The sequence below is a fragment of the Streptomyces sp. NPDC107528 genome, assembly GCF_055639295.1.
In genome coordinates this window covers 77,921-100,174 of the sequence record NZ_JBVKAV010000010.1, presented here as the reverse complement: position 1 = coordinate 100,174, position 22,254 = coordinate 77,921, and the positions used below count along the sequence as shown (strand labels likewise).

20 protein-coding genes are annotated in these 22,254 nt (G+C 72.5%); 14 read left to right on the top strand and 6 right to left on the bottom strand.

Annotation, left to right across the window (positions count from 1 at the left end; translation table 11 throughout):
* Positions 1–204 precede the first annotated feature (204 nt).
* Positions 205–1,290: an S-(hydroxymethyl)mycothiol dehydrogenase gene (locus ACZ7L5_RS29905; RefSeq protein ID WP_471520392.1), complete on the top strand. Its 1,086-nt coding sequence runs from the start codon at positions 205–207 to the stop codon at positions 1,288–1,290.
* Positions 1,287–1,919 carry an MBL fold metallo-hydrolase gene (locus ACZ7L5_RS29900; protein WP_471520390.1) on the top strand — a complete coding sequence of 211 codons (633 nt, stop codon included), beginning with the start codon at positions 1,287–1,289 and terminating at the stop codon, positions 1,917–1,919. The genes ACZ7L5_RS29905 and ACZ7L5_RS29900 overlap by 4 nt, the downstream gene beginning before the upstream one ends.
* A 26-nt stretch (positions 1,920–1,945) precedes the next feature.
* Here the strand turns inward: ACZ7L5_RS29900 and ACZ7L5_RS29895 are convergent, their stop codons facing one another.
* Entirely contained in the window at positions 1,946–2,581 is a 636-nt protein-coding gene (locus ACZ7L5_RS29895) for a TetR/AcrR family transcriptional regulator (protein WP_391403385.1), read from the bottom strand.
* 945 nt (positions 2,582–3,526) lie between these two features.
* Here ACZ7L5_RS29895 and ACZ7L5_RS29890 point away from each other — a divergent pair.
* The 4 genes from ACZ7L5_RS29890 to ACZ7L5_RS29875 are packed head-to-tail and all read left to right on the top strand — an operon-like array spanning position 3,527 to position 7,159.
* On the top strand, positions 3,527–4,435 hold the full coding sequence (locus ACZ7L5_RS29890) for an ABC transporter permease (protein WP_471520388.1): 909 nt from the start codon (positions 3,527–3,529) through the stop codon (positions 4,433–4,435).
* Entirely contained in the window at positions 4,420–5,340 is a 921-nt protein-coding gene (locus tag ACZ7L5_RS29885) for an ABC transporter permease (RefSeq protein ID WP_471520386.1), read from the top strand. The genes ACZ7L5_RS29890 and ACZ7L5_RS29885 overlap by 16 nt, the downstream gene beginning before the upstream one ends.
* Positions 5,337–6,332: an ABC transporter ATP-binding protein gene (locus ACZ7L5_RS29880; RefSeq protein ID WP_471520384.1), complete on the top strand. Its 996-nt coding sequence runs from the start codon at positions 5,337–5,339 to the stop codon at positions 6,330–6,332. The genes ACZ7L5_RS29885 and ACZ7L5_RS29880 overlap by 4 nt, the downstream gene beginning before the upstream one ends.
* Complete coding sequence (locus ACZ7L5_RS29875; RefSeq protein ID WP_471520382.1) at positions 6,329–7,159, top strand: ABC transporter ATP-binding protein; 831 nt, start codon at positions 6,329–6,331, stop codon at positions 7,157–7,159. The genes ACZ7L5_RS29880 and ACZ7L5_RS29875 overlap by 4 nt, the downstream gene beginning before the upstream one ends.
* Before the next feature lie 8 nt (positions 7,160–7,167).
* On the opposite strand, the gene ACZ7L5_RS29870 is transcribed toward ACZ7L5_RS29875, so the two are convergent.
* A complete protein-coding gene (locus ACZ7L5_RS29870; protein WP_471520380.1) occupies positions 7,168–8,139 on the bottom strand; it encodes a lytic transglycosylase domain-containing protein in 972 nt (323 codons plus the stop codon).
* 343 nt (positions 8,140–8,482) lie between these two features.
* On the opposite strand from ACZ7L5_RS29870, the gene ACZ7L5_RS29865 reads away from it, so the two are divergent.
* Together ACZ7L5_RS29865 and ACZ7L5_RS29860 are read left to right on the top strand one after the other, a co-directional pair.
* Positions 8,483–9,844 carry a COG1470 family protein gene (locus ACZ7L5_RS29865; RefSeq protein ID WP_471520378.1) on the top strand — a complete coding sequence of 454 codons (1,362 nt, stop codon included), beginning with the start codon at positions 8,483–8,485 and terminating at the stop codon, positions 9,842–9,844.
* 76 nt (positions 9,845–9,920) lie between these two features.
* Positions 9,921–10,316, top strand: coding sequence for a PAAR domain-containing protein (locus tag ACZ7L5_RS29860; RefSeq protein ID WP_471520376.1), 396 nt, complete (start codon positions 9,921–9,923; stop codon positions 10,314–10,316).
* Positions 10,317–10,345: 29 nt separating this feature from the next.
* Here the strand turns inward: ACZ7L5_RS29860 and ACZ7L5_RS29855 are convergent, their stop codons facing one another.
* Positions 10,346–11,272, bottom strand: a complete 927-nt coding sequence (locus tag ACZ7L5_RS29855) for a helix-turn-helix domain-containing protein (protein ID WP_471520374.1) — start codon at positions 11,270–11,272, stop codon at positions 10,346–10,348.
* A 273-nt stretch (positions 11,273–11,545) separates the two neighbouring features.
* Between ACZ7L5_RS29855 and ACZ7L5_RS29850 the strand changes: the two genes are divergently transcribed.
* The 5 genes from ACZ7L5_RS29850 (at position 11,546) to ACZ7L5_RS29830 (ending at position 18,184) form a co-directional block, all read left to right on the top strand.
* Complete coding sequence (locus tag ACZ7L5_RS29850; RefSeq protein WP_471520372.1) at positions 11,546–14,413, top strand: helix-turn-helix transcriptional regulator; 2,868 nt, start codon at positions 11,546–11,548, stop codon at positions 14,411–14,413.
* A gap of 217 nt (positions 14,414–14,630) precedes the next feature.
* A complete protein-coding gene (locus ACZ7L5_RS29845; RefSeq protein WP_471520370.1) occupies positions 14,631–15,779 on the top strand; it encodes an ABC transporter substrate-binding protein in 1,149 nt (382 codons plus the stop codon).
* Between the two features lie 140 nt (positions 15,780–15,919).
* The gene (locus tag ACZ7L5_RS29840) at positions 15,920–17,134 is read left to right on the top strand and encodes a sensor histidine kinase (protein ID WP_471520368.1); all 1,215 of its coding nucleotides are present in this window, start codon (positions 15,920–15,922) and stop codon (positions 17,132–17,134) included.
* On the top strand, positions 17,131–17,802 hold the full coding sequence (locus ACZ7L5_RS29835; RefSeq protein WP_471520366.1) for a response regulator transcription factor: 672 nt from the start codon (positions 17,131–17,133) through the stop codon (positions 17,800–17,802). The genes ACZ7L5_RS29840 and ACZ7L5_RS29835 overlap by 4 nt, the downstream gene beginning before the upstream one ends.
* Positions 17,803–17,806: 4 nt before the next feature.
* Positions 17,807–18,184 (top strand): 3-keto-5-aminohexanoate cleavage protein, encoded by a 378-nt coding sequence (locus tag ACZ7L5_RS29830; protein WP_471520882.1) that lies wholly within the window; start codon positions 17,807–17,809, stop codon positions 18,182–18,184.
* Between the two features lie 622 nt (positions 18,185–18,806).
* On the opposite strand, the gene ACZ7L5_RS29825 is transcribed toward ACZ7L5_RS29830, so the two are convergent.
* Positions 18,807–19,553, bottom strand: coding sequence for a TetR/AcrR family transcriptional regulator (locus ACZ7L5_RS29825; RefSeq protein WP_471520364.1), 747 nt, complete (start codon positions 19,551–19,553; stop codon positions 18,807–18,809).
* Between the two features lie 144 nt (positions 19,554–19,697).
* Between ACZ7L5_RS29825 and ACZ7L5_RS29820 the strand changes: the two genes are divergently transcribed.
* Complete coding sequence (locus ACZ7L5_RS29820) at positions 19,698–20,570, top strand: arginase family protein (RefSeq protein ID WP_471520362.1); 873 nt, start codon at positions 19,698–19,700, stop codon at positions 20,568–20,570.
* Positions 20,571–20,995: 425 nt separating this feature from the next.
* Here the strand turns inward: ACZ7L5_RS29820 and fabG are convergent, their stop codons facing one another.
* Positions 20,996–21,769, bottom strand: coding sequence for a 3-oxoacyl-ACP reductase FabG (fabG, locus tag ACZ7L5_RS29815; protein ID WP_471520360.1), 774 nt, complete (start codon positions 21,767–21,769; stop codon positions 20,996–20,998).
* Positions 21,766–22,233: a MaoC family dehydratase gene (locus tag ACZ7L5_RS29810; protein WP_471520358.1), complete on the bottom strand. Its 468-nt coding sequence runs from the start codon at positions 22,231–22,233 to the stop codon at positions 21,766–21,768. The genes fabG and ACZ7L5_RS29810 overlap by 4 nt, the downstream gene beginning before the upstream one ends.
* Between the last annotated feature and the right edge of the window lie 21 nt (positions 22,234–22,254).

The following is a 22,254-nucleotide window of genomic DNA, read 5'->3' as shown; positions in this document are numbered from 1 at the left end:
ATCAGTCAACAGATGCCTCATATCCGCTGTCAAGCAGTAAACAAGGGGCAAGAAGCCGCCTGACCGCAGTGGATCACGCCACCGAAATATTGACTCGCGAATCAGTACAGCCATACGGTCCCCGTGGGGTCCGCCCACCCGTCGGTGTGCTCGCCGGTGCACGGGCCCGGTGCCCTGATCACGCACGGATGGAAGGAAGACGACATGACACAGCGGGTACAGGGGGTCGTGGCCCTGGAGAAGGACGGCCCGGTTCGAGTGGAGACGGTTCTGGTGCCGGACGCGGGCCCGGGCGAGGCGGTGGTGCGCGTCCAGGCCTGCGGGGTGTGCCACACCGACCTGCACTACCGGCAGGGCGGGATCGGCGACGACTTCCCGTTCCTGCTCGGCCATGAGGCCGCCGGAGTCGTGGAGCAGGTCGGCCCCGGTGTCACCGAGGTCGAACCCGGTGACTTCGTGATCCTCAACTGGCGCGCCGTCTGCGGGCGTTGCCGGGCCTGTCAGCGCGGCCGGCCCTGGTACTGCTTCGACACCCACAACGCCCGGCAGCGGATGACCCTGGAGGACGGGCGCGAGCTCTCCCCGGCGCTGGGCATCGGCGCGTTCGCCGAGAAGACGCTGGTGGCCGCCGGTCAGTGCACCAAGGTCGACCCGGAGGTCGCGCCGGCCGTGGCCGGTCTGCTCGGCTGCGGTGTCATGGCGGGCATCGGCGCCGCGATCAACACCGGGAACGTCGGCCGGGGCGACAGCGTCGCCGTCATCGGCTGCGGCGGTGTCGGCGACGCCGCGATCGTCGGGGCCCGGCTGGCCGGCGCCGCCCGGATCATCGCCGTGGACATCGACGACCGCAAGCTCGAGACAGCCCGGTCCATGGGCGCCACCCACACCGTCAACTCCCGGGACACCGAGGCGGTCGGCGCCATCCGCGACCTGACCGGCGGCTTCGGAGCCGACGTCGTCATCGACGCCGTCGGCCGCCCCGAGACCTACCGGCAGGCCTTCTACGCCCGGGACCTCGCCGGCACGGTCGTCCTCGTCGGCGTCCCCACGCCCGAGTTGCAGCTCGAACTGCCGCTGCTGGACGTGTTCGGCCGCGGCGGCTCCCTGAAGTCGTCCTGGTACGGCGACTGCCTGCCCTCGCGCGATTTCCCGATGCTCGTCGACCTGCACCGGCAGGGCCGGATCGACCTGGGCGCGTTCGTCACCGAGACCATCGGCCTGGACGGCGTGGAGGACGCCTTCGCGCGGATGAAGGACGGCGACGTCCTGCGCTCGGTGGTGGTGCTGTGAGCGGCGTCCGCATCGAGAGGCTGGTCACCTCGGGGGAGTTCACCCTGGACGGCGGCTCCTGGCAGGTCGAGAACAACGTCTGGGTCGTCGGTGACGACACGGAGGCGATCGTCATCGACCCCGCCCACGATGCCGAGGCCGTCCTCGGCCTGCTCGGCGGACGCGCGCTGCGGGCCGTCGTGTGCACCCACGCGCACAACGACCACATCGCCGCCGCCCCCGCCGTGGCCGCCGCGACCGGCGCGCCCGTGCTGCTGCACCCCGACGATCTGCCGTTGTGGAAGCTGACCCACCCCGAACTGCTGCCCGACGGGGAGCTGCACGACCGGCAGACCTTGAGCGTGGCGGGCGTCGACCTCACGGTGATCCACACACCGGGTCACGCACCGGGAGCGGTGTGCCTGTACGCCCCCACGCTGTCGACGGTCTTCACCGGCGACACGCTCTTCCAGGGCGGCCCGGGGGCGACGGGACGGCTGTACTCCAGCTTCCCCCTCATCATCGCGTCCATCCGGGAGCGGCTCTTGAACCTCCCCGCGGGCACGGTGGTCCGCACCGGGCACGGGGAGCCCACCACGATCGGCGCCGAGGCGCCCCACCTCCAGGACTGGATCCGGCGGGGGCACTAGCCGCCCGCGGGATCACCGCCCCTCGCTCACCGCCGCGGGCCCAGGACCTCCGGGTCGATACCGAGCTCCGCGGCGGTGCGCTCACGCATCCACAGCATGGCCTCGTCCCGCTTCAGGGCACCTCGCCGCGCGACCATCTGCACGGCGAGGCCGTCGAGGAACAGCGTGATCCGCCAGGTCGCCGCCCGGGCGTCCTCGCAGTGGAAGTCGCCGCCCGCCATGCCCTCCTCGATCAACGAGGTGAAGATCTTCTTCCATTCGCCGTCCAGGTCCTGCATGACCTCCATCAGGCCCCGGTCGCGCAGCCCGGCGGAGTAGCCGTCGATCCACAGCCGCCAGCCCGGCACCGCCTTGGCGGCGGGGCTGTAGACCCGCAGCAGCGCCTTCAGCCGGGTCACGACCGGCGCGGGGCGGGAGAGCACGGCCCGGGCCGCGTCCAGCTCGTTGCGCGCGGCATGCGCGAACGTCGCCTCGATCAACTGCTCCTTGGTCTCGAAGTGGTAGTAGATCAAGCCGCTGCTCACGCTCAGGGCGCCTGCCACATCGGTGATGCGGGTCGCCGCGATACCGCGCTGCTTGATCTGCTCCACCGTCGCGTCGAGGATCTCCTCGCGCCGCAGGACAACTTTTTTACGGACCACGCCGGTCACCATATCGCTCATCGAGAGTGAGCCTTTCGTCGAGGCAGGATGATTGACACGTCAGTCAGCAAGATACGTCTCGTCGCGATCGAATCCCACGGTTGCCGGGTGATGCTCCGGCGGCGTCTCCGCTTCCTGGCATTCCCCGTTTATGCGGGGCTGGCCTGGGAGGATAGCCGTGGGTGAGGCCGTCGTGGCGGTGTCCGGGTGGAGTTCGCGGGGTCTGAGCTGACTTATGGGTCAGTCAGGCAACAGGAAGAAGACGGGCTGCCGAACTCTTGACGTGCCCGGAGCCTCTCTCTACTGTCGCGGTGTCTGCAAGAGCTTTCCGCGAGCGTAGTCGCCCCGGGCCCGGGCAACCGGGCCCATACGACAGGAGAGCGATCGTGAGGGAACAGGCCTTCACCACCGTCCGCCGCTTACCGGCGACCACCCCGCCGTCAGCGACCATCCCGCCGTCCGCCGCGGGCGAGCCGACCGCTCGCTAGCCCCGGACCTTCGCTCCCCGCTCCGTGTTCACCGCGTTCGCGAGCCGCGGATCCCGCGCATCGGGCTCGTACCGCGGCCCCGGGCCCCCTGCCTCCCGCAGCGGTCGGCCACCTCGAGTACACCACCATCCACGTGAGGGCGGACGGCCGTCGGCCACCGCCCGCTCCCGACCCCCGGCCCGGCGCCGGCACGCGCCACCCGGCGCCGCGGCGGAGCCAGGAGAGGACCAGAGGTTATGCACCACGACGATGTGGCCGACGGCAGGTCCTGCCGACGGCCGGGGAGACGGCGGCACCCCCGCCGCGAAAGCCACCACCGCCCGATGGACCCGCCCCCGGCCCGGCACACCACCGCCCGGCACACCACCGGCCGGCACACCACTGTCCGGACCACCACCGCAGCCGTCGGCGCCGCCGGCGGTCGTGCACCGGGTGGCCCGGCCAGGCAGGGCGCCGGACCTCTGTGTACGGGGCGGCGATGAGCGGTCTGACTGTCACCTCGCCCGTCGCCGCCAAGGCCGCCCCCGAGGCGGTGAGCGCCGCGACGGCCCCCGCCGGCCGCCGGCTGTGGCTCACCGGCGTCGTGCTCCTGGCGGCCCTCGCCCTGCTGGCCCTGCTCGCGCCGCTCACCGGCTCCCCCTACCGCATCCACACCGCGTCGCTGACCGACCAGGGACTGCCCGGCGGAGTGGGCACGTCCGGGCACCTGCTCGGGACGGACGCCATCGGCCGGGACATGCTCGCCCGGGCCGCCCACGGGCTGCGCTCCACCCTGATCATCGCCGCGCTCGCCAACCTGGCCTCCGTCGGTCTCGGTACGGTCGTCGGCCTGGTCGCCGGCTTCTACCGCGGCTGGATCGACCAGGTGCTGATGCGGCTCGTCGACGTCTTCCTCTCCGTGCCCACCGTGCTGTCGGGCCTCGCGCTCGCGAGCATCGTGGGTCGCGGCCGCACCGGCGCCATCGTCGTCATCACCGCCCTGTACTGGGCCTGGACGGCCCGACTCGTGCACGGCGAGGTCACCCGGCTGCGCTCGCGCGGCTATGTCGAGGCCGCCCTCGCCCACGGGGTACCGCCGCGGACCGTACTGCGCCGGCACGTCCTGCCCCACCTGTCGACGATCCTGCTGAACGTCGCCGCCCTCAACGGCGCCTCCGTCGTGGTCGTCGGCGCCGGACTGTCCTTCCTCGGGGCCGGCATCCAGCCGCCCACCCCGGAGCTCGGCAACCTCCTCGCCGACGGCTCCAACAGCATGATGTACGCCCCGCACACCATGGTCGTCCCACTCGTCCTCGTCATCGCGACGGTCCTGGCCTTCGTGCTCATCGCCGAAGGGCTCAACCGCCGTAACCCTCTCTCGAAGAGACACTCATGGCTCGACGCATAGGCATCCGCATCCTCCTGGGTCTGCTCACCATCTTCGCGGTGCTGCTGCTGACCTTCGTGCTCCAGTACGTGCTGCCCGGCGACCCGGCCCGCAGCATCGCCGGCCCCAAGGCGAGCGCCGAGGTCCTGGCACAGATCCGGGAGCAACTGCACCTGAACGACCCGCTGCTGAGCCAGTTGGGTCACTACCTGGCCGGGGCGGCCACCGGCGACCTCGGCACCTCGTACGCCAAGGACGCCCCCGTGCTGTCCCTGATCCTCGACCGTATTCCCGCCACCGCGATGCTGGCCGCCGCCGCGCTGGCCATCGAACTCGTCCTCGGCACCCTGTGGGGCACCTGGGAGGCGCTGCGGCCCAAGCGCAGCTGGCTGCTGGCCACCTTCCACGTCGGCCTGCTGTCCGTGCCCGCGTTCTCCCTGGGCTTCGCCCTGCTGCTGCTGTTCGCCTACGAGATCCCGCTGTTCCCCATCGACGGCGGCACCGGCGTGGCCAAGATCGTGCTGCCCGCCATCACCCTCGGTGTCCTGGGTGCACCCTTCTACGCCAACGTCGTCCGCGACAGCATGCGCGACGCCCTCGCCTCGCCGTACGTGCGCACCGCCGTCTCCAAGGGGCTGCGCCGGCGGCGGATCCTGCTGCGGCACGTCACCCGCAACACCGCCTCCCCGGTGGTGACCATGCTCGGCATGGACGTGGCGATCTTCTTCTCCAGCGTCGTCTTCGTCGAGAAGATCTTCGCCTGGCCGGGCGTCGGCCTGCTGCAGACCGAGGCGTTCGCCAACCTGGACCGCCCGCTGCTCACCGGCACGGTGGTCGTGGTCGCCGTCATCGTCGTCCTCGGGAATCTGACCGCCGACCTCACCCGCATGTTCATCGACCCGCGCGTCAAGACGGAGGCACTGTGACCGTGTTGGACTCCGCCCCGGTGGTGCTGGGCGACGACGTGCGCATCGACGGGCTCACCGTGGCCTACGGCGCCACCACCGCGCTGCGCGACGCGCACCTGGACATCCCCGCCGGCACCACCACCGCCCTGGTCGGCGAGTCCGGCTCGGGCAAGTCCACGCTGGCCCTCGCGGCGAGCCGGCTGCTTCCGCCGGACGCGCGCATCACCGCCGGATCGGTGCACGTGGGGGACACCGACCTCGCCGCGCTGCGCGGCCGGCCACTGCGCGAGGCCCGGGGGAGTGTGGCGGCATACCTCGCCCAGGACGCGTCCGTCGCCCTCAACCCCGTGGTGCGCGTGGGCACTCAGATCGCCGAGGTGCACCGGGTCCGGCACGGCGCCGGCCGCCGCGAGGCCGCGGCCCTGGCCGTGCAGAACCTCGCCGACGTCGGCATCCCCGACCCCGCACGCGTCGCGCGCTGCTACCCGCACGAGCTGTCGGGCGGCATGCGCCAGCGCACCGTCATCGCCATCGCGCTGGCCTTCCGGCCCCGGCTGCTCATCGCCGACGAGCCGACGACCGCCCTGGACGTCACCGTCCAGGCGGAGATCCTCGCCCTGGTGGGCCGGTTGCAGCAGCAGTGCGGACTGACCGTCCTGTGGATCACCCACGACATGTCCGTGGTCGCCGAGATCGCCGATCATGTCGCCGTGATGTACGGCGGGCGGATCGTCGAACAGGGCGATGTGGTCTCGCTGTTCGAGGACGCCCGCCACCCCTACACCCAGGCCCTGCTGCGCTGCTTCCAGGAGGGGCGCACCGCGCGGCCCAAGCAGATCTTCACCACCATCACCGGCTCACCGCCGACCGGGGGAGTCCCCGACGGCTGCCCCTTCCACCCCCGCTGCCCCAAGGCGGACGACAACCGCTGCCGGACCGTCCTGCCCGAACCCCGCCTGCTCGGCGCGGACCGCCAGGCGGCCTGTCACCATCTGGAGCTTCCCTCATGACGACCGGGGAACAACAGCCGCCGCTGCTCAGCGTGCGGGGCGTCACCAAGAAGTTCGGTTCCTTCACCGCCCTCGACGACGTCAGCCTCGACCTCGGTCCGGGCACCACCGCGAGCCTCGTGGGAGAGTCCGGCTCGGGCAAGTCCACCCTGGCCCGGGTGATCGTGGGACTGGAGTCCGTCGACTCCGGCCGGGTGCACTACCGCGGCGCGCCCGTGCAGGGCCGAAAGGCCCGGCGGGAGTTCCGCCGCAACGTCGGCATGGTCTTCCAGGACCCCTACGAGTCCATCGACCCGCGCTTCACCCTCAACGACGTCGTGGCCGAACCGCTGCGCGCCCACGGCATGTACGGCAAGGACGGCAGGCAGCGGGTGCGCGAACTGCTGGAGTCCGTCGGCATGGGCTCCGTCGACCCGGACTCCTACCCGCACAAGCTGTCCGGCGGCCAGCGCCAGCGCGTCTGCATCGCCCGGGCCCTGGCCACCGGCCCCGACCTGCTGGTCTGCGACGAACCGACCTCGGCGCTGGACGTCTCCGTGCAGGCGCAGATCCTCAACCTGCTGCTGCGGCTCCAGCAGGAGCACGGCCTGGCCTACCTGTTCATCACTCACGACCTCGACGTCGTCCGGCGCATCAGTGACGAGGTCCATGTCCTCTACCGTGGCTCGGTCGTGGAACACGGACCCGCCCAGGCGGTCATCGACGACGCCCAGCACCCCTACACCCGCAAGCTGCTGGGCGCGGTCCTGTCGGACTCCCCGCGCACCCGGCGCATCGGCAGGGCGCTGAGCGGCTGCCAGGTCGCGGCCGCGGAGGAGGCCGGCTGAGCCCCCGCTCAGTCCTCCTCGTCCTCGGTCCCCGGCGGCCCGCTGGGCGGAGGGGAGGAGATGCCGGAGGACTCGGGCGGGTCCGCGGGAGGGGCGCTGGACGACCCGCTCACTGCGGGGAGCACGTCGTCGGAGCCGCTGGGCGAGGGCGACGGCGGGGGCTCGGAGCCGGAATCCGACGGTGAGGGGCCGGTGGACGGGGTGACGCTCGGGCCGGGGACGGCTTCGGGTGCCGGCGTGCCGGAGAAGTAGTCGATCCAGGCCAGGACGGTATCGGCGTAGCTGCCCGACCTGTTGTAGGTGAGGATCGCCGTGCGCAACTGCCGCCGGTCGGACAGGTCGGGGTTCGCGGCGCACAGGTAGCGCCCGGCGCTCAGCGCCGCGTCGTACATGTTGTGCGGGCTCGCCTTCCCGTCGTCGTTGCCGTCCGTGCCCCACACCGCCCAGGTGCCGGGGATGAACTGCATGGGCCCGACAGCCCGGTCCCACCGGGTGTCGCCGTCGAGCCGCCCCTCGTCGGTGTCCGCGACCGCGCCGAACCCGTTGCCGTCGAGAGTGGGGCCGACGATGGGCTCGACCGTGTCGCCGCCCGTGGTGAGCGCGCCGTCGTGGGCCTGGCCGGACTCGACCTGGCCGATGCCGGCCAGCATCGGCCACCGCAGCCCGCACGACCGCTGGGACCGACCGACGCGGCTCTCGGTCTCGACATAGGCCCTGTAGACGGTGGCGGGCAGGGTGACGCCCGTGGCGGTCACCGTCCGGGAGGAATCCGCGGAGGGGGAGGGTGAAGGCGAGGGCCCCGGCGCGGGAGGGGCGGCCGTGTCGAAGGGCCGGGGCAGGGACTGGGTGCCGCTGCCGGTGGCGTCGACCGACGGGTCCGGGGCGCGGCGCTCGTAGACCGTCGCGCCGACCGTCACCAGCGTGGCCGCCACGGCGAGTGCCGCGAAACCCTGTGTGGCGCGCTGAATCGCATCCGCCATCCGTCACATCCCCCGCGGTCGACCGTCGGGACGCGCGCCCGTCGACGACGGCCGGCTCTCGGTCCGGCGCCCTCGGCCCGGGCCGCGGCGCACCCTGCCGCGTCATGCTCGCAACTCCGTGCCGGCCCGTGCGTGTCCCCCGGGGAGGGCGGTGGGGCAAAGCCCTGTGCCTGTACGGGCAGTGGCGTGGCCGGTGTCGACCCCTGTGACCTCGCAGCCGCGGCGACGGCGCGAAATCACCGGCCGTGACCCGCGATTCAGCCCCTTCGTGCAGATCACCTGGCCCTAATCGACGCCCCGTCGTCGCTACGTCCCCCACAGCGGGGCGGTGAAAGCTGACCGCGTGGGCGCCATCGTATTGCTGCTGGACGACGACGAGCCGGCCGTTCCCGGAGAGGAGACCCGGCGACCGGCGCAGATCTGCAACTCCGGTTCCGTGGTGGACCGGTTCGAGCTGGACATCGTCGGCGACGCCAAGGCCTGGATCCGCGTCGAACCGTCGGAGGTCAACGTCTTCCCCGACCAGTCCGTCGGTGTGGAGCTGGTGTTCACACCGCCCCGGTCGGCCGAACTCCCCGCCGGGGAGGTGCCGTTCGCGCTGCGTGTGATGTCGCACGAGGACATCGAGGGCTCGGTGGTCGAGGAGACCAGCGTGACCGTCGGTCCGTTCACCGACTTCGACGTGCAACTGGCCCCCACCACCAAGCGGACCCGGTTCGGGGCGCGCTTCCACGCGGTCGTCGACAACCGCGGCAACGCCCCGCTGCGGGTACGGATGTACGCCTCCGACCGGGATTCCGCCCTGCGCTTCGCCTTCGTCTACCCCGAGACCGTGGTCGCCCACGGCAAGGGCGCCCTCGTCCCGGTCAAGGCCAACCCCCTCACCAGACGGTGGCGGGGGGCCGATCTGTCGCTGCCGTTCCAGGTGCTGGTGGTACACCACGGCGAGTCCGCAGTGCAGGAGCGGACCGCGGACGGGGCCGTCGTCCAGGCGGCCCTGCTCTCCGACGCGGTGGTGAAGTTCGTGATGGCGGTGGGAGCCGCCGTCCTGGCCCTGATCGCCCTGTGGCTGTTCGTCCTCAAACCCAGTGTCGAGTCCGAGGCCCGCAAGCAACTGCCCCCCGTGGCCAACCCGAGCGACGGCCCCTCAGGGTCCCCATCGCCCTCGAACGGCACCTCTCCCGGGCCGTCCCCCTCGGGACCGTCGCCGCCGCCCGGGGCAGCGGACCTGCCCCCTTTGCTGCCCTCGCCCGGTGCGAGCGGCGGGCAGAGCGAGACCGGGCAGCCCTCCGGCGGCGGCCCGGGCGGGCCCGACCCGGAAGGAGACGGCGAAAGCGGGGACGGCCAGGCCTTCGACCAGCGCGTGGAGGCGGATGCGCGGCCCTCGGCCGCATTCGACACCCGGGCCCGCTACACCGTGCCCAAGGACGCGACGCTCTTCGTCAGTGACGTCGTCTTCGAGAACGTCGCCGCGGACAAGGGCGTCATCAGGCTCCAGCGCGGGGACACGGTGCTGCGCCGGCTCGCCCTCGACGCCTTCAGCAACGAGGACGAGCACTACGACGAGCCCATCCGGTTCGGGCCCGGCGAGGAGGTCGTCCTCGCCGTCAGCTGCCGCGCGCCCGGCACACTCGTCGAGCCCGCCGGTGCGAGGACCTGCACCCCGGCCGTCTACTTCTCGGGCCGCCTGGTCACCACGGAATGAAAACGGCCGTGCACTGTCGATCTGTCCACCCGTAGACCTGTCGACCTGTCGGGAAGATCCGAAGCAGGAGGAAGACATGCCCGGACAACCCGCGGCGGCCCTCGGCGACCACATCGTGGGCATGGACACGCACATCGTGATGATGCCCTCGGCCGGAGGCCCCGTTTCCACCCCCGTTTCGCTGCCCTTCACGGGCCCCCTGGTGGAGGGATGCTGCCCCACCGTGCTCATCGCGGGCAGGCCGGCCGCGACCGAGGGCAGCGTCGCGCTCAACACTCCGCCGCACATACCGCCGGCCGGGGTGTTCCGCACGCCGCCCGACAACAGGGGCACGGTCTCCCGCGGCAGCGCCACGGTGTTCATCGGCGGCAGGCCGGCGGCCCGCGCTCAGGACCCTGCCACGACGTGCAACGATCCCGCGCGCCGGCACACCTCCCGAGTGATCGCCACATCCACGGTCCTCATCGGCTGACGGTGCTCCCGCTCAGCGGGCCGTGCTCCTCACCCGCCGACCGCGCGGGCGGCCGAACGCCCCGTCCTGCTGCGGTAGTTCTGTGGGGCGAGCCCCGTGACCGCCTTGAACTGCCTGCTGAACAGGAACGAGTCGGTGTAGCCCAGGTCCGCCGCCACCTGCGCGACCGACCGGTCGTGCCGCTGGAGCAGCACCGCCGCCCGCTGGATGCGCCGGGCGACCATCCACTCCCGGGGCGGTATGCCGAAGGTCCGGCGGAAGACCCGCGTGAAGTAGTCGGGGGACAGCCCGGCGACCCGTGCCAGATCGCAGACCCGGGGGCGCTGGGCGAGGGTGCTGTCCACGAAGTCCTCGACGGCGTAGCGCGCCGAAGCGCTCAGCAGCACACCGCCCGGCCGCCAGCTCGCCCGCCGGAACAGCGCGGAGAACAGGATGAGAAGCAGACCGCGCACGAGTTCGTCCCGGTACGGCAGCGCGGACGGCAGTTCCGCCGTCAGCGCGTCGAACGGGGCGCTCAGGTCCCAGGCGTCCTCCAGGCACAGGGCGGGGCCGAGCGGGGCGTCGGCGGCCGGGTCCCCGGTCAGGCGGAAGCGGTGGACGGTCGTCGGCCGGTGCCCGGCACCGCGCAGCACGAAGGGCGCGCCCGGACGGATCCACAGCACGCTGCCCGCGGTGAGCGGCCGGTGCTCCCCTTCCGCCGACACGGTGCAGGCCCCCGCGGCGACGAACTGGACGAGGTGGTCGGGCAGCCCACGGGGATGCTCCAGGCTCCAGCCGGCGGCGAGATCGTGCAGCCCGTGCAGCGGCCCTGGCCGGGCGACGACCCGCTGGGCGCCGACGCCGCCCAGCCAGGTGCGTACGGTGTCCTCGTCCGGATCCGACGGGCACGGACCGGACGGCGTCGGACGGGACGGAGACTCCGTGGTGGCCACGGGCGCGACAGAACTGTTCAGCATGGTTCTTTCCATGCTGGTCACACCGGGCTGCGGCGCACTGGAAGGAACCTCCAGTTACCGACGGTAACGGCGGCTGGGGCCGGTTGCGCGCCCCGAGCCCGAACGACCGAGGGCGAAGCATCCCGGGAGTGATTAACATTTTCGCCCAGGGGACGGTATCGAGCCGCGCGCCGCCGACCGTGACAGGGCGCGGCCCCGCGCACCGGGCCACTCAGTGCGTCACCCGGCGCACGGGAGCCCACCCGGCCCCGGGACGACAAGGGAGGTTCCGCCGTGACGCCTCAGGCCCCCGGCGCCTCCGACCTGCTGGGCCCGCAGGACGCCGGCCGCAGCGCCTCCGACCGCCAGGAGCAGCGTGCCGTGGTCAGCGCCAACGGCGACACCACCTTCGTAGGACGCGCCGCCGAGCTGGAACGCATGAACCAGTGCCTGCGCCAGGCCTGGTGCGGCAAGGCATCGAGTGTGCTCGTCCAGGGCCCGGCCGGCATCGGCAAGACCGCCCTCGTACGCCACTGGCTCGCGCGTCTGGCCCCGGAGAACCACCCGGTCCTGCGCGCCGCCTGTGACACGGCGGAGGAGGACCTGGCCTACGGCGTGATCGGGCAGCTCACCTCCCGCGTCCCGTCCGTCCTGCTCAGCCGCTTCCCGCTGCTCGCCGGCACCACCCCGACCGCTGAACCCTTCCACGTGGGCGCGGAACTGCTGGAGCTGATCGGTGAGTTGCAGAGCGGCGGACCGGTACTGATCGTCGTCGACGACGTCCAGTGGGCCGACCGGCCCTCCGCCCAGGCACTCGGGTTCGTCCTGCGCCGACTGGAGGCCGACGCCGTACTGACCGTGCTGATCGCCCGCAGCAGCACCGACCCCGGCCAGGCCGGAGGGCTGGACCTGCCCCGTCTGATCGCCGGCATGCCGCACAGCTGCGACCTGACCCTGACCGGACTGGACACCACCGACGTGGCCGAACTGGCCGCGCGCGTGTACGGCCGCTCCGTCGCCACCGCAACGGTCGAACGGCTGCGCGACCACACCGACGGCCACGCCCTGTACCTCCAGACACTGCTCGCGGAGGTCCCGCTGGAGCGGGTGTCCCGCCAGCAGACCTCCCTGCCGGTGCCCACCTCCCTCGCCCAGGCCCTGCGCCGCCAGCTGGACGCCCTGCCCGGCCCGGCACGCGGCCTGGTCGAGGGCATCGCCGTGCTCAGCGGCCCGGCTCCCCTGGCCACCGCCGCCCAGGTCGCCTCCGTCCCCGAGCCCGACTCCGCGCTGGAACCCCTGCTGGCGAACGGCATGGTGCGCTGGTGGCCCAGCCATCCGACCACCCCGGTCGCGATCGACCACGCACTGCAACGCGACGCGATCCTGGACGCCGTCGCACCCCGCCGGCTGCGGGAGCTGCACGCGGCCGCCGCCACCCTCGTCGACCGTCCCGCCAGCTGGTCGCACCGGGTCGCGGCCACCCACGGCAGCGACGCACAGCTCGCCCGCGAACTGGAACAAGCCGCCACCGACAGCCACACGGGCGGCGAGGACGACAGGGCCGCGACCCTGCTGCTGTGGGCGTCGGAAGTGGCCGCCACCCGCGCCGAGCGGGAACGTCTGCTGCTCATCGCCGCGGCCCATCTGCTCTGGGCGCAGCAGTACACCCGCGTGGAGCCGCTGCTGAGCCGGATCGAGGCCGCCGAGCCGGGCCCGCTGCGCAGCCTGGTCCTGGGCGGTTACGCGACGCCCCGCAGAGAGCCCGGCGCCGCCGCCCTGCTCACCGAGGCGCTCCGCGGTAGCCGGGCCGAGGCCGACACCGCTTTCGTATCCGCGATGGCGGGCACCTGGCTGGGGATCAACCACATCCTGGAGGGCCGTGGCGCACAGGCCGAACCCCTGCTGCGCGAGGTGCTGGCGACCGATCCCCTCGAACCACAGCTCGCGCCCTGGGCGCTCGGCACCTGGGGGCTGGCACGCGCGTACGCTCGCGGAGCACGCGCCGCTCTGGCCGAGTACGACACCATCACCCGGACCGCCCCCACGCACTCCGCCGCGGAGCGGGCCATCCAGCGCGGCTACCGTGGCATGCTCCACATGTGGGCGGGTGACCTCGCCGACGCCCAGCACGAGCTCACCGCCGCCCTGGACATGGCCCGCGCCGAGGGCTGCGCCGTGACGGCGGAGTTCACCTACGCCAACCTCGCGGCCTCGCAGTACTTCCTCGGCGACTGGGACGCGGCCGTGATCAACGCCGACCTCGCCCTGGCCATCGCGGACGCCGAGGAGAAACCCTGGGCCTTCTCGTACGCCTACGCCGTGGCCTCCTGGGTGCCCGCGGGGCGCGGCGAGTGGCAGCGGGCACGCCGGCTCGCCCAGCAGTCGCAACAGTGGACGCGGGAGATGCCGGTCTACGGGGCGCCCCATGTCGCCCTGGCGGAAGCCGTCCTGGCACAGGCCGCGGGCGATCACCCCGCCGTGCTGACCGCCCTGCGCGCCCTCCTCGACGCCCGGCCCGACTCGGGACCGCTGGCGTTCCAGACCTGGTGGCGCCCCCTGTACGTCGAGGCGCTCATCGGCACCGGCGACCTGGACGCCGCGGGCACGGCCCTCGCCGACCTGGTGGCGCTGAGCAGGGAGGCCCCGTCACTGCGCCTTTCCGTGGCCTGGCTCTCCGGTCTCCTCGCCCAGGAACGCGGTGACAGCAGGCGGGCCCGGGACCTGTTCACCGAGGGCCTGGGGCGTCCCGCCGGCGTCGACGACCCGCCTCTGCACCGGGCGATGCTCGCGCACAGCCACGGCCGGCTGCTGAGCGGGTCGGGGGAGCACCGGCCGGCGGCAGCGTCCTTCACCGAGGCCCGCGAGCTGCTCTCGGCCCTCGGCGCGGAGCCGTTCCTCACCCGTTTCCAGGACGACTTCGCCCACCGGCCCCCCTCGCCCCACCCGGCGGCCCGGCTCCCGCTCGCCGAACTGACCGACCGCGAACGCGACATCGCCCAGCTCATCGGGCGGGGGCTGACCAACAGGGAGATCGCCGCGAGGCTGTTCGTCAGCAGCAAGACGGTCGAGTACCACCTCAGCCACATCTACCAGAAGTTCTCCCTCGCGGGCCGCCGCGAGCTGCGCAACCTGGTCCAGCAGCACAACTCCCTCAGCAGCTGAATCACTTCCGCACAGCGGTGCCGGACCTGAAAGCCCCTGTGCGCCGCTTTGGGCGAGCGGAAGGAGCAGGCACGGAGGCACGGGGCGGGCGAGCGCCCCCGATTCCACCGAACGGTTGAACGACGGACACCGAGCGGACGACGAGCGGCGGGCGCCTGCCGCGGCAGGCTTCCCGTGCCGCCGACTCCTGGCGGCGGGTTGACCGAGAGGATCGTTCATGTCCGGGGAATTCAGCAGGCGTCGCCTCCTCGCCACGAGTACGGGCCTCGCCCTCGGCGTGGCGGGCACGGTTTCGGCAGCGGCCGGCACCGCGGTCGCGCGCCCCGGCACGGGCGGCACGAGCAACTCACCGCGTGAGGAGAGGCGTTCACTTCAGGACCTGTACGAGGCGGCGGTCGCCGAGGGCGGCAAGCTGGTCCTCTATCAGGGCGGCGACGTGGACAGCCAGGCGGCCGCCGTACGGACGGCATGGGCTGCCGCCTTCCCCGAGGTGGACCTGACGGTCGTCGTGGACTACAGCAAGTTTCACGACGTACGCGTCGATCATCAGCTCGCGACCGGCACCCTGGTCCCCGATGTCGTCCAGCTCCAGACCTTGCAGGACTTCACCCGCTGGAAGCGCCAGGGCGAGCTGCTGCACTACAAGCCGGCCGGATTCGCCGAGGTCCACCGGGGGTTGAAGGACCCGGACGGGGCGTGGACGGCGTTGATGGTCTACGCCTTCAGCTTCCTGTACGACCCCCGCGCCGTCGGGGCCGACGTGCCCAGGACACCGCAGGATCTCGTCGACCCGCGCTGGAAGGGTGCCATCGCCTCCGCCTACCCGCACGACGACGACGCCGTGCTCTACCTCTTCGACCTCTACCGGCGCGCCTACGGCTGGCAGTGGGTGGAGGCCTTCGCCGCGCAGCAGCCGCGGTTCGCCCGCGGCACGCACACCCCGGGTGCGGCGGTCGGCGCCGGGCACAAGGCCCTCGGGGTCGGCGCCGCGGGCAGCGCGGTGTCCCCGTCGACGACGCTGAAGTGGGTGGTCCCGGACGAGGCGCCGTTCATGGCCTGGGGACAGCGGGCCGCGATCCTCAAGCGCGCCGCCCATCCGGCCGCTGCCAAGCTGTACCTCAACTGGCAGCTGTCCGAGGCGCGTCAGAGGGCGTCGTTCAACGGATGGTCCGTCCGCGAGGACATCGTCCCGAACTCCGCACTGAAGCCGGTGTGGCAGTTCCCGAACGCACACCTCGACGGTTTCCCCCGCTTCATGCAGGACCGTGCGCAGATCGAGCGGCTGAAGCAGACCTTCGCCCTGTACTTCGGCGAGGTCCAGGGTGAGCCGTCGCCGGGCCGGCTGGGCCTGCACCCCGGGCGGTGATCCTCCGCCCCGGTTCTCGGACGGACGGCCTGAACTCCCGCACGGATCGCATCGGTTCTCTTACGGAGATCCCATGGACGGGGCTTTAGAGTTCTGCTCTCTTGCCGAGTCCCGACCAGCCGCCGCAGGAAGCTGTCGCCGTGCCCCCCAATTCCCTTGCCATGCCTCGACGTCGGCTGACCTCATGGGCTGAACTCCTGCCGCATCTGGTGTTCCTGGTGGCGGCCCTGGGCACGGTGGTGCGCCTGGTCGAGCTGAACAGCGGCCTGTGCTGGTCCGTCGCCCTGACCACCACGCTGACGGGCCTGCTGTACGCCGTCGGGTCGGCCCGATGGGACCGGCTCGGTACCGTCGGCCGGCCGGTCTGGCTCGCGGTCCTGTCAGCGCTGTGGACCGGCGTGGCCTGGGCCGTCCCCGCCCCGCTCGCCGCCGGATACGCGTGGCTGTCGGTACCGCTGGCCGTCCTCGCCCTGCGGATGCCCGGCCGGTGGACGCGGATCACGGCGCTCGGCATCATCGCCACGCTGCAGGTGAGCGCGCTGGTACGCGGCAGCGGGGGCGGGGCCGCGGACCCGGAGCTGCTGGCAGCCCCGCTCGCGGCCCTCGCGGCCACCGTCGTCCTCCACCGGACCCAGCCGCGGCTGACCCGGGAGGCGGCCCGACGGCAGCGCGAGGCCGGTCGCGACGCCGAAAGGGCCCGGATCGCCCGGGAGTTGCACGACACCCTGGCGCAGGAACTCGGCGGCAGCATCATGCTGCTCCAGGCCGCCGAGCGGGACTGGGACCGGTCGCCCGACGCGGCCAGGCAGCATGTGAAGGCGGTCGTCACCGCCCTCGACGTCCATCTGGCGGAAACCCGCGATCTCATCAGGGACCTCATCCCGCCCGCGCTGGAGCGGGACGGCCTGGAGACGGCACTGCGCGACATGTGCGCGCACACCGCGCGGGCGCTGAGCGGACCCCGTGCACCGCGTCTCACCTTCCACCGCGAGCACGAGCCGTTTGTCGTCCCCACGGACCGCGCCCTGGTCCTGCTCCAAGTGGCCCGGGGCCTGTTGGCCAACGCCTGCGAGCATGCTCGCGCCGCCCACATCCAGGTCATCCTCGGGTACGGCGACGCCGGTCCGGACGGGACCGGCGCGACGGTGACCGTCACGGTCCGCGACGACGGACGGGGCATCCCCTCCGGCGCGCCCGGCCCGAGGGACAGCGGCCGCGGCTATGGACTGGCCGCGGCAGCGGAGCGGCTCCGCCCGCTGGGCGGTGTCCTGACCATCGACAGCGCCCCGGACCGAGGCACGCGCGCCGAAGCGACTCTGCCCGTCCGCGCAACCGCCGCGGCAGGCCCGCGATGAACGAGGCTTCACCGCCCTCGCCGTTGCGGCTCCTGCTGGTGGACGACCACGCCGTCGTCCGGGCCGGACTGCGGGCCCTCCTGGACGGTGAGCCCGGGCTCACCGTCGTGGGCGAGACCGGCGACGCGACGGACAGCGTGCGTCTGGCCGAGCGGCTGCGGCCCGACGTCGTGCTGATGGACCTCAGACTGCCGGACAGCTCCGTACCCGGGGGCGACGGCGTCGAAGCGACCCGCAGGCTGCTGGCCGCCGCCCCGAAGACCCGAGTCGTCATGCTCACCGGCTACGGCAGCCGGAGCGACATCCTGCGCGCCGTCGAAGCGGGCGCCAGCGGCTATGTCCTCAAGGCGAGCGCACCCGCGGAGCTGTTCCGGGCCGTGCGCGCCGCGGCGGCCGGCGGCACCGGGATGGACCCCCGGGCGACGAGTCACCTCACCGGTCACCTGACGGGGCAGCAACCGGCCCTCACGGGACGGGAGATCGAGGTCGTACGGCTTCTCGCGCAGGGACACGGCAACCGGGCCATCGCGGACGCCCTGTTCCTCGCCGAGGCCACCGTCAAGACGCACCTCATCCGCATCTACCGAAAACTGGGCTGCGACAACCGCGTGTCCACGGTCCGGAAAGCCCAGCGACTGGGACTGATCGAGACGGACACCCCGGCGTAAAAGGATCACCCGCCGCAGGACGGGAGATCATCTCCCGGGCCACCGCCCAGCACACGGCCCTGAAGGTCGAGGCCTTCGAGGTCGGGCATGTCATCGCCGCGCGCGGCTGCTGCGCGAGGGCGTGCTGCCCGCTCCGCTCAGGATCAACCTGGTCTTCGGAGTGCCGCGAGGCATCGACGCGAGCCCCCAGGCGCTGGACGCGATGCTGCGCCCCCTTCCCGAGGACGCGTTCTGGACCGTGACCTGCGTGGGCCGCAACCACGAACGCCTGCTCGCCCTGGCCCTGTTGCACGGCGCCCGTGGCGTGCGCACCGGGCTGGAGGACGTCTCCCACATCAGCAAGGGCGTGCTCGCCCCCTCCAACGAAGCCCTCGTCCGCTGAATCGCCGGGCCGGCAGCCGCCCTCGGCCGGGACGTCGCCACGATCGAACCAGGGCGGGAGCTGATGCGGATGCGGACGCTGAGCGCGTGCCGCCGACGTCGTCCGGGCCCGCCGACTCGCCCGCGCCCGCGCCCGCGCGGAACTGAGCACACGTCAGGGACCCGTCTACGTGATCGCCACGCGCTGGGGCTACGCCGACACCGGCCACTTCCCTCGCACGACCCGGGCGTGCCGTCCGCAATGCCACGCCCGACGCCTGGGCCTGGTTCACCCGGACGGGGACGGGTGAGGCCCCGACGTGGCGTAACGAGGTCACCGTCATCTCGTCGGAACTCATTGGCGCCTTCGAATTCGGCAGGTATGGCCGCTCATCGCCCCGACGCCGCCGCTGATGATCGTGGCACCGCACGACGCGACCACGCCGGGCGCGGGTGCCACCGCCGCACCTCGGCGATGATGACGGCGAGCTTGGCGTGGAACCCCTCGTGGTGCTGTTCTTCCAGCGCCGCATCGTGGCCGGACTCACCGCAGGCGCCGCCAAGTAGCCTGCGCGCCCTGCCTGTTGGCCCCAGGCACGCGCCTGTCGCGGCGCGCAGCGCGGGAGGCGCTCCGTCCCGGTCCCTCAGGGGCGGGAGGAGGGGCGAGGAGCGCGGCGGCGCCGGGGGCGGGGGGCCTGGAGGTCGATGCTCTGCGGGCCGGGGTCCGGCAGCGGCCGGAACGGCAGGTCACCGGCGTATCCCACGGCGAGGGTGAGCTGGCGGGCGGCCAGGCGCCTGGCGTCGGAGAGGGTGAGGCCGCCCGTTTCGGTGATCAGCCGGTGGGTCAGGCCCTCCAGGAGAGCCATGGCGACGGTCGCGACGTCGGCCGGGTCGCAGTCGCTGAAGTCGCCGGTCCGCAGCCCGGCGTCGACGACGGCGGCGAGGGGTTCGAGGAGACGCCGGCGGAACTCGGCCAGCTTGCCGCTCATCTCCGCGGACCCGGTGGAGCGGATCTTCAACTCCGCCCACAGACGGCACTCCAGGACGTCGTCGTGGGTGAGAGGAAGCCCGAAGTCGATGAGATCGGCCAGGCGCTCGGCGGGGCGGTCACGATGCGACTGGCGGCTGCGGCGTGCGAGGCGGGCTTCTTCCCTGGTGAGCGAGTACGCCAGCGCGTCGGTCAGCAGCCGCTCACGGGAGTCGAAGTGGTAGTGCACCAGCGCGTTGGAGACACCGGCACGACCGGCGATGTCGGCGAGTCGTACCCCGTCGAAACCGTCTCGGGCGATCAGCTCGACGGCGGCCTGGAGGATGCCCTCCCTGGCGCCGCGCGTCCTGGTCTCGGCGCCTTCGCGGGTCTCCACGTCGCCGCTGCCCGGCTTGTCGTCCACGGGATCGGATCCTGTCACAGCCTCTTTCCCCTCACAGCCCCTTGCCTCTCCAGCCCTTGCCTCTCCCAGCCCCTGACTTTAATGTCAGGACCGTCTCCTGACTTTAACATCAGGAAATGCCTTCGGGAAGCTAGGAGAGCCGCTATGAGCCGCCACGCGAGGATGCCCGGCCGGGACAGCACCTTCCTCGGGGTGGGCTCCTGCTCGCTGGACGACCCCGGAACGTACGCGGGCGCCGACGTGGTGATCGTCAGCGCGGCGTCCGACCCCCGTGCGGGGATCCGGCCGGTACTGCCGCTGCGGCTGGACGCGCTCCGGGAGTTGCGGGTGCTCGACGCGGGAGACGTGAAGATGCACGGGGGAGGGGCCGGCAGGAGTGAGGCGGCCGTGGCGGAGGCGGTCACGCGGATCGCGCGGTCGGGTGCGGTGCCGTTCGTCCTGGGCACGGACCGCACGATCGCCCTGCCCGACATCACCGGCGTGGCGCGGCATCACGGAGCGGACCGGATCGCGGTCGTCCATGTCGAGGCGTACGCCGAGACCGGAAGCGCCCGCCCGGGGCACCGTCCCGGCCACGGCCCCGGCCGGCCCCTGAGCGGCCTTCTGGCGGGAGGGTCCGTTCCGGCGGACCGCCTCGTGCGTACGGGGGCCGGCGATGGGTGGCCGGTGCCCGCGTCACCGGACGAGGCGATGGCGAGCGCCGTCCGCGACTGCCTCGGCGTCTTCCTCTCGATCGGCGTCAGCACGAGCGAGCCGGGCACGACCACGGACGCCTGTGCCTCCGAAGGACTGACCACACGCCAACTCCTGGACCTCGTAAACCGGTTGGCATGTGAGCTGCCGCTCGTCGGGATGGACGTCGTCGATATCGCGACGCCGCACGACTACCCTGACATGACCGCGTTCCTCGCCCACCGCATCGTGCTGGAAGCCCTGTCCGGCATGGCGTCCCGCCGCCGCGGCGACCCCTGGCGCCCCGCCCGCCCGCTGTTGGTGGGGCGGGGCACGACCGTCTGACGGGGCGGCGTGGGTGTCCTGGCGACGGGCAACTGCTCAAGCCGACGAGCAATGCGCCGCGCTTTCCCGGGTCCCGGAGGCGAGCCGGGCGGTCTGTTCGCCCTGCTGTTGAGCCATTGATGCACATGAGCGCCGTGGTGATCTCCTGCCGGAAGCGGACGGGGAGGGTTTCCACCGGGTTCTGGTCCACCACTCGGGCAAGGCCCGCAGGAGTCCGGGCTCGCGCTGCAGGCGGGCTCAGGGCCGGGGGAGCCGGCCCTGAGGGCCGAACCGCACGACGGGGCCGAGCAGATCTTCCGTTGTGCGCGCAGCTCTACGGCTACGGCTACGGCCTTTGGGCTTTTCTTGAGAATCCGCCACCGAACTGTCCGTCACCATCCGGGCACAGGCCACCTGATCGGTCCGCTCCGCCCTCTTCCGCCCTCTCAGGGATGTGAGGAGCCGCCGTCGACGGCGATGACATGCCCGGTGATGTAGGAGGACTCCGCGGATCCGAGGAAAGCGACCACCGCCGCGACCTCCGCGGGCCGGGCGAGGCGTCGCAGCGGGATCTGATCGAGCCAGCCGTCCACCACGTCACCGGGCACGGCGGCCAGCATCGGTGTGTCCACCGGGCCCGGCGCGACCGCGTTCGCACGCACCCCGTGCCGGGCCTGCTCCAGGGCGACGGTGCGGGTCAGCCCGACCACGCCCGCCTTCGCCGCGCTGTAGTTGGCCTGGCCGAACGAGCCGTGGCGGCCCTCCGAGGACAGGTTCACGATCGCTCCGCCCGACTCGCGCAGCAGCGGCAGGAACGCCTGACAGCCCAGCCAAGTGCCCGTCAGATGCACGTCCAGCACCTGCCGCCAGTCCGCGTCCGTGAGTTTCTCCACCGTCCGGTCGCGTGTGATGCCCGCGTTGTTGACGAGCAGGTCGAGCCCGGCCTCCCGGTCGCGGACCTCCTGCACCACCCGGGACCAGTCCGAACGCCTGGACACATCGAGCCCCACCGCACGGGACGCGGTCGCCGACCCGCCCACTGCCGCGTTCGCCGCCTGGGCCGCCGCGATGTCACGGTCGGCGAGCAGGACGGTCCAGCCGTCCGAGACGAGCCGCCGGGCCACGGCGAGACCGATGCCCGATCCGGCCCCCGTCACCAGGGCCACGCGCCCTCGGGAGCCGGGCATCGCGCGGGTTTCGCCCGCGGTGCCGCCGCTCATCGTCCCTCCTCCGGACGCCGCTCGACCAGCCAGACGTCGCTGCCCTGCTGGACCACGACGCCTTCCTGGTTGTGGACCTCGATGTCGGCGGTGACGACACCCGTGCGGTGGTCCGAGGCACGCTCGCGGGCCTCGGCGATCGTCCAGGTCGCGGTGACCGTGTCGCCGGGCCGGACCGGGGCCACGAACCGCCGGGTGGTCTGCAGCCAGGCGACCACATGGAGGCTGGCGAGCATGGGGGTGTGCAGCGCGTACGACATGGAGGCGACCAGCATCCCGTGCGCGAACCGCGAGCCGAAGGGATGATTCGCCCTGCTCCAGGCGTCGTCGACATGCATGGGCGCGTAGTCGCCGGACAGACCCGCGAAGCTGACGATGTCGGCCTCGGTGACGGTCCGTCCGGCCGTGCCGAACGACGTACCCGCTGGGAGGTCCTCCAGATGACGCGGCACCTTGATCTCCACGGTGTGGGTTTCCTTTCGTGT

Coding starts and splice junctions, on each gene's coding strand:
- ACZ7L5_RS29905 (WP_471520392.1), top strand. CDS start 205: ATGACACAGCGGGTACAGGGGGTCGTGGCCCTGGAGAAGGACGGCCCG.
- ACZ7L5_RS29895 (WP_391403385.1), bottom strand. CDS start 2,581: ATGAGCGATATGGTGACCGGCGTGGTCCGTAAAAAAGTTGTCCTGCGG.
- ACZ7L5_RS29890 (WP_471520388.1), top strand. CDS start 3,527: ATGAGCGGTCTGACTGTCACCTCGCCCGTCGCCGCCAAGGCCGCCCCC.
- ACZ7L5_RS29885 (WP_471520386.1), top strand. CDS start 4,420: ATGGCTCGACGCATAGGCATCCGCATCCTCCTGGGTCTGCTCACCATC.
- ACZ7L5_RS29875 (WP_471520382.1), top strand. CDS start 6,329: ATGACGACCGGGGAACAACAGCCGCCGCTGCTCAGCGTGCGGGGCGTC.
- ACZ7L5_RS29870 (WP_471520380.1), bottom strand. CDS start 8,139: ATGGCGGATGCGATTCAGCGCGCCACACAGGGTTTCGCGGCACTCGCC.
- ACZ7L5_RS29860 (WP_471520376.1), top strand. CDS start 9,921: ATGCCCGGACAACCCGCGGCGGCCCTCGGCGACCACATCGTGGGCATG.
- ACZ7L5_RS29855 (WP_471520374.1), bottom strand. CDS start 11,272: ATGCTGAACAGTTCTGTCGCGCCCGTGGCCACCACGGAGTCTCCGTCC.
- ACZ7L5_RS29845 (WP_471520370.1), top strand. CDS start 14,631: ATGTCCGGGGAATTCAGCAGGCGTCGCCTCCTCGCCACGAGTACGGGC.
- ACZ7L5_RS29835 (WP_471520366.1), top strand. CDS start 17,131: ATGAACGAGGCTTCACCGCCCTCGCCGTTGCGGCTCCTGCTGGTGGAC.
- ACZ7L5_RS29820 (WP_471520362.1), top strand. CDS start 19,698: ATGAGCCGCCACGCGAGGATGCCCGGCCGGGACAGCACCTTCCTCGGG.
- fabG (WP_471520360.1), bottom strand. CDS start 21,769: ATGAGCGGCGGCACCGCGGGCGAAACCCGCGCGATGCCCGGCTCCCGA.